This window comes from Bradyrhizobium sp. Leaf396 (genome assembly GCF_001424605.1).
GTDB classification, from domain to species: Bacteria; Pseudomonadota; Alphaproteobacteria; order Rhizobiales; family Xanthobacteraceae; genus Bradyrhizobium; species Bradyrhizobium japonicum_C.
The window spans coordinates 49,268-63,710 of sequence record NZ_LMQJ01000002.1 but is presented as its reverse complement, the minus strand read 5'-3'; the positions used below and the strand labels follow the sequence as shown (position 1 = coordinate 63,710).

Below are 14,443 nucleotides of genomic sequence, written 5' to 3'. Positions count from 1 at the left end.
TATGCCGGATTCCGATCCAATCCAGGACAACCCGCGCAACACGGCCAATTTGCCGGTCGTGGTGACACAAGGCGAGGTGATGCGTCCGACGGCGGACGGCTGGCTGCTGCGCGCCATCCGGACGCTGTTCGGCTGGAAGGCGGGATCGGTCCGCGACGACCTCAAGGTCGTGCTCGACGCAACGAGGCCCGACGACACCGGCTTCTCGGCCGTCGAGCGCACCATGCTGCGCAACATTCTCGGCCTGCATGAGCGCCGCATCGCCGATGTCATGGTGCACCGCGCTGACATCGTCGCAGTGAAGCAAGACATCCCGCTCGGCGAGTTGATGGACCGCTTCGAGAGCGCCGGCCACTCCCGCCTCGTGGTCTACAACGAGACGCTCGACGATCCCGTCGGCATCGTCCATATCCGCGACCTGCTCGCCTTCATGACCGCGCGCGCCCGGGTGTCGGAAGTCACCAAGACCAAGCGCAAGAAGCCGCTGCCGGCAGGGCTCGACCTGCGTGCCGTCGATCTCGCGCTGCCGCTTCATGAAGCGCGTATCATCCGCAAGCTGCTCTACGTGCCGCCCTCGATGCGGGCTATTGACCTGCTCGCGCAGATGCAGGCCACGCGCATCCATCTGGCGCTGGTGGTCGACGAGTATGGCGGCAGCGACGGGCTGGTCTCGATCGAGGACATCGTCGAGCAGATCGTCGGCGAGATCGACGACGAGCACGACAGCGACGAGCCACCCTCGATCGTGCGCCTGCCCGACAACGCCTTCATCGCCGACGCCCGCGCCCGCCTCGACGATGTCCGCTCGGTGATCGGCGAAGACTTCCTGACCGGCGAGGCCGGCGAGGAGGTGGAGACGCTGGGCGGCTATCTGGTCAGCTTCGTGGGGCGCCTGCCGGTGCGCGGCGAGGTGATCTCGGGCCCCGGCACCTACGAGGTCGAGGTGCTCGACGCCGATCCGCGCCGGGTCAAGCGGCTGCGTATCTCGACGCGGAAGGAGCGCCCCGCGCCGCGCGCCCAGCGCGAGAGAAGCCGCCGCGAGGCGGCCCCCGACGCAGGTCAGCCGCCGGCGGGCGAAACGCCCACGTCGCCGAGCGACGGGACCAGCCAACAGTGAGTCCATTGCAGCGACTCCGGCAGATCGCGCTTGCCATCATCCTCACCTGGGGATGGAAGCGCGCGGTGATCGCCATGGCGGCGGGGGCGCTGTCGGTGCTGGCGCTGGCGCCGTTCAACCTCTTCCCGGTGCTGTTCATCACCTTCCCGGTAATGGTCTGGCTGATCGACGGCGCCGGGGCCGGCCGACATGGCGGCGTCCCCGCCGCCGCATTGACCGGCTACTGGTTCGGGCTGGGCTATTTCGTCCCCGGCCTCTACTGGATCGGCTATGCCTTCTTCGTCGACGCCGATGTGTTCGCCTGGCTGACGCCGTTCGCTGTGCTCGGCCTGCCTGCCTATCTGTCCATCTTCACGGCCATCGGCTTTGCACTGGCGCGCCTGCTCTGGACCAAGAACGCCACGCGTGTGCTGGCGCTCGCCGCGAGCCTCACCATCAGCGAGTGGCTGCGCGGTCATGCGCTGACCGGCTTTCCCTGGAACACGTTCGGCTACGCGCTGTCCGAGCCGCTGCCGCTGGCACAGACGGCGTCGCTGATCGGCCTATGGGGCATGACGTTCCTGACCGTCGCGATCTTCGCAAGCCCGGCGACGCTGATCGACCGCACGCCCGACCGCCGCCCGCAATGGCGCGTGCCAAGCGCCGCCGTCGCACTTCTGATCGTCATGAGCATCTTCGGCGCAATCCGCCTGTCGCTCCATCCGACCGCGATGGTCTCAGGCGCCAAGCTGCGCCTGATGCAGCCGAACCTGCAGCAGGACGCCAAATTCAACTACGCCGCCAAGGCGGAGGTGATGAAGAAATACCTTGCGCTGTCGGACCGCGCCTCCGGCCCGCAATCGACCGGCGTGCGCGATGCCACCATCCTGATCTGGCCGGAATCCGCCTTTCCGTTCTTCCTGACCCGCGAAGCCGGCGCGATGGCGCAGATCGCCGACCTCCTGCCCAAGGGCACCGTGCTGATCACGGGCTCGGTCCGCGCGCCCGACCTGCCGCGCGGCACGCCGATCACGCGCGCCTACAACTCGATCTACGTGATCGATCACGACGGCAGTGTGCTCGCAGTGTACGACAAGCTGCATTTGGTACCGTTCGGTGAATTTCTCCCATATCAGGCATTGATGGAGAAGCTCGGTTTCGAGCAGCTGACGCGTGTGCGCGGCGGCTTCATTCCCGGCACCGTGCGGCATGCGTTGCCGGTCGCCGGCGCGCCGCCTGCGCTGCCGTTGATTTGTTACGAAGCGATCTTTCCCGGCGAGGTGGCAGGGCGCAACGAACGTCCGGGCTGGATCGTGAACCTCACCAATGACGGGTGGTTCGGCATTTCGACCGGTCCTTATCAGCATCTCGAGCAATCGCGGATGCGCGCGATCGAGCTTGGTTTGCCGCTCGTGCGCTCCGCCAACACCGGCATCTCCGCGGTGATTGATCCGGTCGGGCGCACCATCGCCAGCCTCGGTCTCGGCATCGAAGGCATCTTGGATGCAAACCTGCCGGCCGCACTGCCGCCGACCGTCTATGCGCGCGTCGGCGATGCGCCTGCAGCCATGCTCGTTGCGCTCGCAGTGATTGTGGCGGTCCGGCGGCGCGTCGCCAAGCGGCACACCTGATCGCGCCATGTCCGCGCTCGCGGCCAGAATCCTTTGACAACCGTAGTCTCACGGTTGACAGACTGCACATGGCCTCCTCATTCTGCACCCGCTGCAAAAGACAGTGGGCATTGCTAAATTTCTCCGCAATGTTTCCCAATAACAGGGTTTGATTTTGACGATGCTGCACCCGAGGCATTCGCGATGATTGCGCCGAGGGTGATGTTTGGAGGGCTGAGGAAATGTCAAAAGCGCCCAACCCTGTTGACAAATATGTCGGCAGTCGCGTGCGCATGCGCCGCATCATGTTGGGCATGAGTCAGGAAAAGCTCGGTGAAGCTTTGGGCCTGACTTTCCAGCAGATTCAGAAATACGAGAAGGGCACGAACCGGGTCGGCGCGAGCCGAATCCAGCAGATCGCCGAAATTCTCCAGGTGCCGGTCTCATTCCTGTTCGAGGGCGGCCCGAGCGGCGTGCCGGGTCCGGAAGGCTTCAGCGAAGGCGCCTCGCCCTCTTACGTCTCGGACTTTCTCGCGACCTCCGAAGGGCTCGCCTTGACCAAGGCGTTCACGCGAATCACCGATTCGAAGATGCGCCGCTCGATCGTCGATCTCGTCGAGCAGATCGCGGCCCGCGAAGGTCCCGACAAGCGCTGAAGGGCCGTCTCAAGCGCGATTTGAGACTGCGTCAAATCTGGCCTATGTCGTCATTTGCGACCGCGCATTGATGCACCTCCGCTTCGATGATGCGATTCAAAGGCACAGATGCATCCATGACCAGCTCCAATTGGTTCGATTCCCAAACCATTCTCGACGGCATCCGCCGCTGGGTGGAGATCGAGACGCCGACGGAATCACCTGAGCAAGTCAACGAGCTGGTCTCCTTGGTCGCGGAGCAATACCGCGGCCTGCCCGTCACCCTCGAGCGCGTCGCCGGCGTGGCTGGCTGCGGCGATCATCTTGTGGCGCGCACGAATTGGGGTCAGGACCGGCCAGGCATCCTGGTGCTGAGCCACCTCGATACCGTTCATCCCGTTGGATTCATCGAGCGCCTGCCGTTCAAGGTCGAAGGCGACGTCGCGTTTGGACCCGGCATCTACGACATGAAGGGCGGCGCCTACATCGCCCATCATGCCTTTGGCGCGCTCTGCGCCACCGGCGATCGCTCGCCGCTCGGCATCACGCACCTGTTCACCTCCGACGAGGAGATCGGCAGCCCGACGTCACGTGCGCTGATTGAGAAGGAAGGGCGCAAGGCCAAATATGTGCTGGTGACCGAGCCGGCACGCGACGGCGGCAAGATCGTCACCGGACGCAAGGGCGTTGGTCGCTTCCAGGTGCACATCAAGGGTGTGCCCGCGCATGCCGGCTCCCGGCCCGAAGACGGCCGCAGCGCCGTCCGCGAGCTCGGCCACGTCATCCTGGCGCTTGAAGGAATGAATGATCCCGCGCGCGGCGTCACAGTCAATGTCGGCCTGGTGCGCGGGGGCACGCGCCCCAACGTCACGCCGGAAGAGGCTTACGCCGAAGTCGATCTGCGCGTCGTGAGCCTGAAGGACGCGGACGAGTACGTCGACAGGATTCTCGCCCTGACAGCGAAGACCGACGGCGTCACCGTCAGGGTCGCCGGCGGGCTCAATCGTCCGCCCTACGAGAAGAGCAACGCGGGGGCCTCCCTGTACGAACATGCGAGGTTGCTCGCCAGGGAGATCGGATTCGAGCTGATCGACACCCATACCGGCGGCGGCTCGGATGGCAATTTCACCGCCGCGCACACCGCGACGCTCGACGGGCTCGGCGTCGACGGCAAGGGCGCACACACTCATTTCGAGCAGCTCTACGTCTCGTCGCTCGCGCCACGCGCGCGGCTGCTCCATCGGCTGTATCAGACCCTGCGATGAGCGAACGCAAATCAGATCCCGGTCGCGACGACAGCGAGCGCGCCTTCTTCGGGCGCCGCAAGGGTCACAAGCTCCGGCAGCATCAGGCCGAGCTGATCGACCATCTGCTGCCGCATCTCGCGCTCGACATCAACGGCGAGGCGCCGGTGGATGCCCGCGCGATCTTCGCTCCCGCAGCCGACGACGTACGGCTCGAGATCGGCTTCGGCGGAGGCGAGCATCTTGCTGCCGAGGCGCAGAACTTCCCCACGACCGGCTTCATCGGCTGCGAGCCCTATGTCAACGGCATGGCGAAGATCCTCGCGCAGATCGAGGCCGCCAACATCGGCAACATCCGCCTGTTCGCGGGCGATGCCGCAGAGCTCTTGGCCTGGTTGCCGAAGGGGGCGCTGTCGCGGATCGACCTGATCCATCCCGATCCCTGGCCGAAGCGGCGGCACTGGAAGCGGCGCTTCGTCCAGGACAGGACCATCGCCGCGATGGCGCGCGTGCTGAAGCCTGGCGGCGAATTTCGCTTCGTCTGCGACATCGACGATTACTGCGCCTGGACGCTGTCGCATCTTGCACGCTCGCAGGACTTCGTGTGGCTTGCCGAACGCGCCGACGATTTCCGGCAGCCATGGCCGGGCTACACCATGACACGCTACGGACGGAAGGCCGCGCGAGAAGGACGCAAGGCGGCTTATTTGCGGTTCAGGCGGATATGATTGTCGTTCGGAACGCGCGAAAGCGCGAACCGGAATCTCGAGCTTCTCAGGTGCGCAAGTGCGCACCATGGTTCGATGCTGCGGATCGCCCCGAAACGACAAGCGAGAGATTCAGATCGTCTGCCGGTTGCGCCAGAAATGCACGACGCGCTCGGCGGTCGTCGGCATCAGTCGCGTGAAGTTCACGCGCGCGGTCTCGATGTCGGCGTCGGCGGGCGCGCGTTGCGGGCCATACCAGAGCCGGATCAGCGCGCGCACCGTGGGCCAGCCGAGATTCAGCACGCGGCCCAAGATCAAGATCGGATCGTAGCGATCGCCCGCGATCAGGCGGTCGAGCACCGAGAGGCGAACGCCGGACATGGCCGAGAGAGCGGCGATCGATTCCTCGTATTTGTTCGCCTTGGCGAAGCCAAGCAACGCGCTCTCGCCAAGATGGCCTTCGCGGTACAGCGCCAGCACGGTGCGCTGTGCTGCCGAGTAATCACGGCGCGGTCCCGGCGGCCGGGCAGCCTCCTCGATCGCCGCCATCGCGCGCTTGATTTCGGCTTGGCGCGCGGGGTTGACCACGCTGGAGAGGCGGCGGCGGATGACGTCGAGCGTGCCGTCGAGCAGCTGCTTCAGGTGCTCGCCGGAAAGGTCGTTGCGCTGGCCGATCTTGAGCGTCAACACACCGTCCTGCGCGGCGCGCTTGATCAGCTCGGAATAGCTGCTTGGCGAGAACGCGGCACCGGCATTGCTTGCGGCACGGCGCACCACGTCGCGATCACCGCGCTCGACCAGCACGTCGGTGACGACGGGCGACAAGGCGGGACGTTCCGTCATGGCCAGGAGATGGCCCTGGCCCTTCAAACGCGCGATCTCGACCAGGGCCGCATCGTCGAGCACAGGCGAGCGGCGCAGCACGGGACCCGCCACGGAAATCTCGTTTTCCCGCGCGAGCTGGTTGACGAGGTGCGGTGGCGCGTTGTTGAGGCGTGAGAAGCGCTCGGCGAGATCGACGCGCGAGGCCAGCTCGGCATGCGGAACGAGATCGATCAGAACATTGTCGAAGAGGGCGACCAATTCGGGGCGGAGCTTCTCCGCATCCTGGAGAAACAACTGTGCGACAGCGCGCGCGATCTCGCCGCGTCGCCGCGGATCGCCGCGCCTGACAATATCGTCCAGTCCTGGGATGAGCGACGTGGCAACGGTCATGAAAACGCAACTCGAACGGGGCACGCCGCGGGTGCGCCTTGGTTCAAGCCGCCCCACAATCCAGAAATCTAGGCTTGCTTGATGAAGGAAGCGTTGCGCGGGGTCCGCGGCCGCGCAAAAAGGCCCCATTCCCGCTGCAATGGGCCTTGTCCGGGGGTGCGGAAAGCGCTATATCAGCGCTAATTCATCTTCTCATACGATCCGCGTAGTGAGAGTGGGCCCGCAAGGACCCGCTCTTTTTTGTTACCTGAAGCGGCTTGGCGAGAGATGCGGCCCGACACTGTCGGGAGAGTTCCGAAGCGGGCTTGAAACGTAAACGAGCCTTAACCATCGAGCGCCCTGACCCTGGACATGACTGAGCCGACCCCTGGTTCCACGGATGCCGAACTGCTGGCCGAGCCGCGGCTCGTGGTCGAGCCTGGCGTCGCGGCACGGGTGTCGGCGGTGGCTGCTCCGGTGCTTCAGGGCATGGGCTATCGCCTGGTGCGAATCCGCATTTCCGGCGAGGCCGGCTGCACCGTGCAGATCATGGCCGAGCGGCCGGACGGCTCGATGCAGATCGAGGATTGCGAGGCGATCTCGCGGGCATTGTCGCCGGTGCTCGACGTCGCCGATCCCATCGATCGCGCCTACCGGCTGGAGATCTCCTCTCCGGGCATCGACCGTCCGCTGGTGCGCCGCTCCGATTTCGAGCGCTATGCCGGCCATCTGGTGAAAATCGAGATGGCGGTCGCCCATGAGGGGCGCAAGCGCTTCCGCGGCACGCTCGGTCCAGTCGAAGGCGATCGCGTCCATCTGCATCGCGACGACGTCAAGCCGGGCGACGAAGCCGACATTCTCCTGACCATGGAGGATATCGGCGAGGCGCGCCTGGTGCTGACCGACGAGCTGATCGCGGAATCCATGCGCCGCGGCAAGGCCGAGGAGCGCAAGATGCGCAGGGATCTCGGACTGGAGCCGCCGGCTGCACCGCACGCAGAGATCAGTGCGAAGATCACAAAGAACACCAAGCCGAAAAAGAAGCCGGCACCGACCAACACGAAGAAACATCGCCTTGCCGCCGAACGCGCGCGGCGCGGCGAGACCGAGCCTGACCAAGGAGACTAGCCATGGCAGTCAGCGCCAATCGACTCGAATTGCTTCAGATCGCGGACGCCGTCGCACGCGAAAAGTCCATCGACCGCGGCATCGTCATCGCGGCGATGGAGGACGCCATCGCCAAGGCGGCGCGGGCCCGTTACGGCAGCGAAACCGACGTTCATGCCGAGATCGATCCGAAGAAGGGCGAGCTGCGGCTGTCGCGCCACATGCTGGTGGTCGACAAGGTCGAAAACCCTTCCAACCAGATCTCGCTGGTGGATGCGCAGCGCGCCAATCCCGGTGCCCAGGTCGGCGACACCATCGCCGACACCCTGCCGCCGCTGGAATATGGCCGTATCGCCGCCCAATCGGCCAAGCAGGTGATCGTGCAGAAGGTGCGCGAGGCCGAGCGCGACCGACAGTACCAGGAGTTCAAGGACCGCATCGGCGACATCGTCAACGGCGTCGTCAAGCGCGTCGAATATGGCAGCGTGATCGTCGATCTCGGCCGTGGCGAAGCCATCATCCGCCGCGACGAAATGCTGCCGCGCGAAGTGTTCCGCAACGGCGACCGCGTCCGCGCCTACATCTTCGACGTCCGCCGCGAGACACGCGGCCCGCAGATCTTCCTGTCCCGTACGCATCCGCAGTTCATGGCAAAGCTGTTCGCGCAGGAGGTGCCGGAGATCTATGACGGCATCGTCGAGATCAAGGCGGTCGCCCGCGATCCCGGCTCGCGCGCGAAGATCGGCGTGATTTCCCGCGATTCGTCGGTCGACCCGGTCGGCGCCTGCGTCGGCATGCGCGGCTCGCGGGTGCAGGCCGTGGTGAACGAGCTGCAAGGCGAGAAGATCGATATCATTCCCTGGTCGCCCGACATCGCGACCTTCGTAGTCAATGCGCTGGCGCCGGCCGAGGTTTCCAAGGTCGTCATCGACGAGGACCGCGAGCGCATCGAGGTGGTGGTGCCTGATACCAACAACCAGCTTTCGCTTGCGATCGGCCGCCGCGGCCAGAACGTGCGTCTGGCCTCGCAGCTCACCGGCTGGGACATCGACATCCTGACCGAGCAGGAGGAATCGGAGCGCCGCCAGGCCGACTTCGAGAACTCCACCCGCGTCTTCATGGAATCGCTCAACGTGGACGAAGTCGTCGGCCAGCTGCTGGCGTCCGAGGGCTTCACCTCGGTCGAGGAACTCGCCATGGTGGACGTCAAGGAACTCGCCGGCATCGAGGGTTTCGACGAGGAAACCGCACAAGAGCTGCAGAACCGCGCCCGGGAATATCTGGAACAGCAGGAGGCCGAGCTCGAAGCCCGGCGCAAGGAGCTTGGCGTGGAAGACGCGCTCAAGGACGTGCCCGGCGTGACCTCGAAGATGCTGGTGAAGTTCGGCGAGAACGACATCAAGACGGTCGACGACCTCGCCGGCTGCGCCACCGACGATCTGGTCGGCTGGACCGAGCGCAAGGAAGGCAGCGAGCCGACCAAGCACGCCGGCGCGCTCGACGGCATCGACATATCCCGTGACGATGCCGAAGCGATGATCATGCAGGCTCGCGTCAAGGCTGGCTGGATCACCGAGGCCGATCTCGCCAAGCCCGAGGAGGCCGCGGCGGCCGAAGACCAGCCGGCGTAACGCGCGTTCGGCACGCGTGGAGAGCGGCTTTGCGTAAAGAACGCGCGATTTAGAAGGCCAAGGAGGATGTCGCCCGGATGCTCGCCAGCACTGACAGCGAACTCGACCATGGGCCGCGGACCGAAAGGTCCGCGACCATGCGGATGTGCGCGGTCAGCCGGGAGGTTCGGCCGATCGACGAGCTGATCCGCTTCGTCGTCTCGCCGCAGGGCGAGGTGGTTCCCGACCTCAAGCGCAAGCTGCCGGGACGGGGCATGTGGCTCACCGCCTCGCGCCAGGTGGTTGCGGAAGCCGTGCGGCGTCACCAATTTAGCAAGACCTTCAAGCGCGAGCTGCGCCCCCCTCAGACGCTTTCCACCGATATCGAGGCGCTCTTGGTTCGGAGCGTGATGGAAGCGCTTGGGATCGCCGCCAAGGCGCGTCAGGTCTTGACCGGTTTCGGCAAGGTCGAGAGCGCCCTTCGGGAAGGTACGGTCGAGGTCCTGATCCACGCCAGCGACGGGGCCGCGGACGGAATCCGCAAATTGGACATGCTGGCGCGTCAAAATGCCGGAAATGGCGGTGCCAAGCCGCAGATTCCCGTCATCACCGTACTGAAATCGATAGAATTGGATTTGGCACTGACCCGGTCAAATGTGATACATGCTGCGCTGCTCGCGGGCCCGGCGAGCAAGTCATTCCTGTCACGTAGCCAGATGCTGGTCCGATACCGGATGGCGGACGATGACAAGACTGCCGAAAAGCCCGGCCAGGATTTCTGAGAGACACGACGACCCGATTGGACGGTGCGGCAACGCACAACACTGACAAATCAGGATTAGGACTGCTGAATGGTTGATACCAAGACCCCTGGCGACAAGAAGCTGAGCGTTCCGAGCAAGACGCTATCGCTCAAGCCGCGCGTCGAAACGGGCACTGTGCGCCAAAGCTTCAGCCATGGCCGCAGCAAGCAGGTCGTGGTCGAGAAGCGCGGCAAGCGCCGGATCGACGGCACTCCCGAGCCGCAGGGTGCCGAGGTCGCGAAGCCCGCGCCGGCTACTCCCGCTGCGGCGCCGCGTCCCGCTCCGAAAGCCGCTCCGCCCCGCAACGCCGGTTCCGGCGTGGTGCTCCGCACGCTCACCGAGGACGAGCGGTCGGCCCGCGCCAGCGCGCTGGCGGACGCCAAGCTGCGTGAAGTCGAGGAGCGCCGCCAGGCCGAGGAAGAGGCCCAGCGCCGCGCTGTCCGCGAGGCCGCCGAACGGGCTGAGCGCGAGGCCGCCGAAGCCCGTCGCAAGGCCGAGGAAGAGCGCCATCGCCATGAGGACGAGGCCAAGCGGAAGGCCGAGACCGAGGCCAAGAAGCGCTTTGGGGAAGGCGAGCAGCCTGCTGCCGCGCGCCCGGCAACGGCAGCTCCGGTGACGAGCGCTCCGCGTTCCGCGCCGAGCACGGCGCGACCTGCGGCGACCACCACTGCACGTCCGACAACGACCCCACAGCGGCCGGCGGGCCCTGCAGGGCGCGCTCCCGCAATTGCGGCCGGCCCCGACGAGGACGACGGTCCGCGCCAGATCCGTCGCGGTCCCGGCGGCGCCGCGCGTCCTGCGGCAGCCCCCAAGACCACCCACAAGCCCGGCCCGCAGAAAGAGCGCGGTCGCCTGACGGTCGTCACGGCGCTCAATGCCGACGAGGTCCGCGAGCGGTCGATCGCATCGTTCCGCCGCCGCACGCAGCGCCTGAAGGGCCACGCCTCGAACGAGCCGAAGGAGAAGCTGATCCGCGAAGTGACGATCCCGGAAGCGATCACCATCCAGGAACTCGCCAACCGCATGTCCGAGCGCGCGGTCGACGTCATCCGCATGCTGATGAAGCAGGGCGCGATGCACAAGATCACCGACGTGATCGACGCCGACACCGCGCAGCTGATCGCCGAGGAGCTCGGCCACACCGTCAAGCGCGTTGCCGCGTCGGACGTCGAGGAAGGTCTGTTCGACACCGTCGACGATTCCACCGACACCGAGACGCGTTCGCCCGTCGTGACCGTGATGGGTCACGTCGACCACGGCAAGACGTCGCTGCTCGATGCGCTCCGCCACGCCAATGTCGTCTCCGGCGAGGCCGGCGGCATCACCCAGCACATCGGCGCCTACCAGGTGGTGTCGCCCGAAAGCGGCAAGAAGATCACCTTCATCGATACGCCCGGCCACGCCGCGTTCACCGCGATGCGCGCCCGCGGCGCCAAGGTCACCGACATCGTCGTGCTCGTGGTCGCGGCGGATGACGGCGTGATGCCGCAGACGGTCGAGGCCATCAACCACGCCAAGGCGGCGCGGGTGCCGATCATCGTGGCCATCAACAAGATCGACAAGCCCGATGCCAAGCCCGAGCGCGTGCGCACCGAGCTGCTCCAGCATGAGGTGCAGGTGGAGTCCTTCGGCGGCGAGGTCGTCGACGTCGAGGTATCCGCCAAGAACAAGACCAATCTCGACAAGCTGCTCGAGATGATCGCCCTCCAGGCCGAAATCCTAGACCTGAAGACCAATTCGCAGCGTCCGGCCGAAGGCACCGTGATCGAGGCCAAGCTCGACCGCGGCCGTGGTCCGGTCGCGACCGTGCTGGTGCAGCGCGGCACCCTTCGCGTCGGAGACATCATCGTCGCCGGCGCTGAAATGGGCCGTGTGCGCGCGCTGATCTCGGATCAGGGCGAGACGGTGCAGGAGGCCGGCCCCTCGGTGCCGGTCGAAGTGCTCGGCTTCAACGGTCCGCCCGAGGCCGGCGATCGTCTCGCGGTGGTCGAGAACGAAGCCCGCGCCCGTCAGGTCACCAGCTACCGTGCGCACCAGAAGCGTGAGAACGCGGCGGCCTCGATCTCGGGCATGCGCGGCTCGCTCGAGCAGATGATGTCGCAATTGAAGACGGCGGGCCGCAAGGAATTCCCGCTGATCGTCAAGGCCGACGTGCAGGGCTCGCTGGAAGCGATCCTCGGGTCGCTGGAGAAGCTCGGTACCGACGAAGTGGCGGCCCGCATTCTGCATGCCGGCGTCGGCGGCATCTCGGAATCCGACGTGACGCTGGCCGAAGGCTTCAACGCCGCGATCATCGGCTTCTCGGTCCGTGCCAACAAGGAGGCCGCTGCGGCCGCCAAGCGCAACGGCATCGAGATCCGCTACTACAACATCATCTACGACCTCGTGGACGACGTGAAGAAGGCGATGAGCGGCCTGCTCGCGCCGACCTTGCGCGAAACCATGCTGGGCAATGCCGAGATCCTGGAGATCTTCAACATCTCCAAGGTCGGCAAGGTCGCCGGCTGCCGCGTCACCGACGGCACTGTGGAACGCGGCGCCAATGTGCGCCTGATCCGCGACAACGTCGTGGTGCACGAAGGCAAGCTGTCGACGCTCAAGCGCTTCAAGGACGAAGTGAAGGAAGTCCAGTCCGGTCAGGAATGCGGCATGGCCTTCGAAAACTATCACGACATGCGTGCCGGTGACGTGATCGAGTGTTATCGCGTGGAGACGATCCAGCGCTCCCTGTAAGTCCAAATCTTACCGAAGCGTTCGGACCTTTTTGAACTGAAATTGCGGGAGTGCGATGGCCGGATTATTCCGGCCATCCACCCCTCTTCGTTTCAACAGGACAAATGACGATGCCCGCGCTCCAGGCACGGGCATGACGAGGTGATTTTCGAGAATGCCACGCCATCATCAGAAGAAGAGTTCCGCAGCCGGCGGAGGCTCGCAACGTCAGTTGCGCGTGGGCGAGCAGGTTCGCCACGCGATGGCCGATATTCTGGCGCAAGGCAACGTGCATGATGCGGATCTCGAAGGTCACATCATCACCGTGCCGGAGGTGCGGATGTCGCCCGACCTGAAGCTCGCTACGGTCTACGTGATGCCGCTCGGCGGCCGCGACACCGAGATCGTGATCGCTGCGCTCGAGCGCAACAAGAAGTTCCTGCGCGGCGAAGTCGCGCGACGCGTTAACCTGAAATTTGCACCTGACATTCGCTTCCGCGTCGACGAACGATTCGACGAAGCGGAACGGATCGAGAAGCTTTTGCGAACACCTGCGGTGCAGAAGGACCTGGAACAGAATCCGGCTTCGGATCGGGAAGAAGAGCAATGACGATGGACCCCGCTCACGGCACGATCGACAGCAACGAGGCCGATCAGCGCGATGTGCAGACGAATGATTTCGCGGATTCGGGAAGCAACGCGCGGCCGCCTCAGGAGCCGCGCCGCGTCAACAACGATCCACGCGCCAAGCAGCAGAAGGGCAACCAGGTTCGCCGCGACCGCCGCGACGTCCATGGCTGGGTCGTGCTCGACAAGCCGATCGGCATGACGTCGACGCAGGCCGTTGCCGTGCTCAAGCGCCTGTTCAACGCCAAGCGCGCCGGCCATGCCGGCACGCTCGATCCGCTCGCCTCGGGCGGGTTGCCGATCGCCCTCGGGGAAGCCACCAAGACCGTTCCCTTCGTCATGGACGGCCGCAAGCGCTACCAGTTCACGGTCTGCTGGGGCGAGGAGCGCGACACCGACGACATCGAGGGCCGGGTGACCGCGACCTCCGACCAGCGTCCGACCCGGGAGGCGATTCTCGCCCTCCTGCCCCGCTTCACCGGGGTGATCGAGCAGATCCCGCCGCGCTATTCCGCAATCAAGGTGCAGGGCGAGCGGGCCTATGACCTTGCCCGCGACGGCGAGGTCGTGGAGCTGGCGCCCCGTCCGGTCGAGATTCACCATTTAACCCTTGTGGATCAACCGGATAACGACCGGGCCGTGTTCGAGGCCGAATGCGGCAAGGGCACCTATGTCCGAGCGCTGGCCCGCGACATGGGCCGAATTCTCGGCACTTTCGGCCATATTTGCGCGCTGCGGCGCACCCTGGTCGGCCCATTTGGCGAAAACGACATGATTCCGCTGGATCAGTTGGAGGCTTTGTGCGATAGAGCCGCGTCCGGCGAGGGCAGCCTCGCCGACGCGCTTTTGCCCGTTGAGACCGCGCTGGACGACATCCCGGCACTGGCCGTCACTCGGGCTGATGCGGCAAGGCTCCATCGGGGTCAGGCCGTTTTGTTGCGCGGACGGGATGCGCCCACTTGTAGCGGCACAGTCTATGTCACGGTGGCAGGCCGTCTTTTGGCGCTTGCTGAAGTTGGCAATGGCGAAATCATCCCCAAGCGTGTGTTCAACCTGACCGGCCTGACTGCCAGTGCCGGTCGCAACGAGAGAAACTGA

12 protein-coding genes are annotated in these 14,443 nt (G+C 65.5%); 11 read left to right on the top strand and 1 reads right to left on the bottom strand.

The annotated features are described in order from the left end of the window. The first annotated feature begins 1 nt into the window (after position 1). The 5 genes from ASG57_RS02705 (at position 2) to trmB (ending at position 5,313) form a co-directional block, all read left to right on the top strand. The gene (locus tag ASG57_RS02705; RefSeq protein WP_024338545.1) at positions 2-1,117 is read left to right on the top strand and encodes a hemolysin family protein; all 1,116 of its coding nucleotides are present in this window, start codon (positions 2-4) and stop codon (positions 1,115-1,117) included. Continuing rightward, a complete protein-coding gene (gene lnt, locus ASG57_RS02700; RefSeq protein WP_024338546.1) occupies positions 1,114-2,727 on the top strand; it encodes an apolipoprotein N-acyltransferase in 1,614 nt (537 codons plus the stop codon). Before ASG57_RS02705 ends, lnt begins: the two co-directional genes overlap by 4 nt. Positions 2,728-2,948: 221 nt before the next feature. Beyond that, positions 2,949-3,362, top strand: coding sequence for a helix-turn-helix domain-containing protein (locus ASG57_RS02695; protein ID WP_024338547.1), 414 nt, complete (start codon positions 2,949-2,951; stop codon positions 3,360-3,362). 86 nt (positions 3,363-3,448) lie between these two features. Then, complete coding sequence (locus ASG57_RS02690) at positions 3,449-4,606, top strand: M20 family metallopeptidase (protein WP_024338548.1); 1,158 nt, start codon at positions 3,449-3,451, stop codon at positions 4,604-4,606. Continuing rightward, positions 4,603-5,313 carry a tRNA (guanosine(46)-N7)-methyltransferase TrmB gene (trmB, locus tag ASG57_RS02685; RefSeq protein ID WP_024338549.1) on the top strand — a complete coding sequence of 237 codons (711 nt, stop codon included), beginning with the start codon at positions 4,603-4,605 and terminating at the stop codon, positions 5,311-5,313. Before ASG57_RS02690 ends, trmB begins: the two co-directional genes overlap by 4 nt. 111 nt (positions 5,314-5,424) lie before the next feature. Here the strand turns inward: trmB and ASG57_RS02680 are convergent, their stop codons facing one another. Next, positions 5,425-6,507, bottom strand: a complete 1,083-nt coding sequence (locus ASG57_RS02680) for a DUF2336 domain-containing protein (protein ID WP_024338550.1) — start codon at positions 6,505-6,507, stop codon at positions 5,425-5,427. Between the two features lie 351 nt (positions 6,508-6,858). On the opposite strand from ASG57_RS02680, the gene rimP reads away from it, so the two are divergent. The 6 genes from rimP to truB all read left to right on the top strand — a co-directional run bounded on the left by rimP (position 6,859) and on the right by truB (position 14,443). Further along, a complete protein-coding gene (gene rimP / locus ASG57_RS02675) occupies positions 6,859-7,614 on the top strand; it encodes a ribosome maturation factor RimP (protein ID WP_024338551.1) in 756 nt (251 codons plus the stop codon). 2 nt (positions 7,615-7,616) lie between these two features. After that, positions 7,617-9,224, top strand: coding sequence for a transcription termination factor NusA (gene nusA, locus ASG57_RS02670; RefSeq protein WP_024338552.1), 1,608 nt, complete (start codon positions 7,617-7,619; stop codon positions 9,222-9,224). A 77-nt stretch (positions 9,225-9,301) separates the two neighbouring features. Continuing rightward, positions 9,302-9,985 (top strand): RNA-binding protein, encoded by a 684-nt coding sequence (locus tag ASG57_RS02665; RefSeq protein ID WP_024338553.1) that lies wholly within the window; start codon positions 9,302-9,304, stop codon positions 9,983-9,985. A gap of 69 nt (positions 9,986-10,054) precedes the next feature. Beyond that, entirely contained in the window at positions 10,055-12,739 is a 2,685-nt protein-coding gene (gene infB, locus ASG57_RS02660; protein ID WP_057195627.1) for a translation initiation factor IF-2, read from the top strand. A 154-nt stretch (positions 12,740-12,893) separates the two neighbouring features. Continuing rightward, positions 12,894-13,328 carry a 30S ribosome-binding factor RbfA gene (gene rbfA, locus ASG57_RS02655; RefSeq protein WP_024338555.1) on the top strand — a complete coding sequence of 145 codons (435 nt, stop codon included), beginning with the start codon at positions 12,894-12,896 and terminating at the stop codon, positions 13,326-13,328. Next, positions 13,325-14,443 (top strand): tRNA pseudouridine(55) synthase TruB, encoded by a 1,119-nt coding sequence (truB, locus tag ASG57_RS02650; protein WP_024338556.1) that lies wholly within the window; start codon positions 13,325-13,327, stop codon positions 14,441-14,443. Before rbfA ends, truB begins: the two co-directional genes overlap by 4 nt.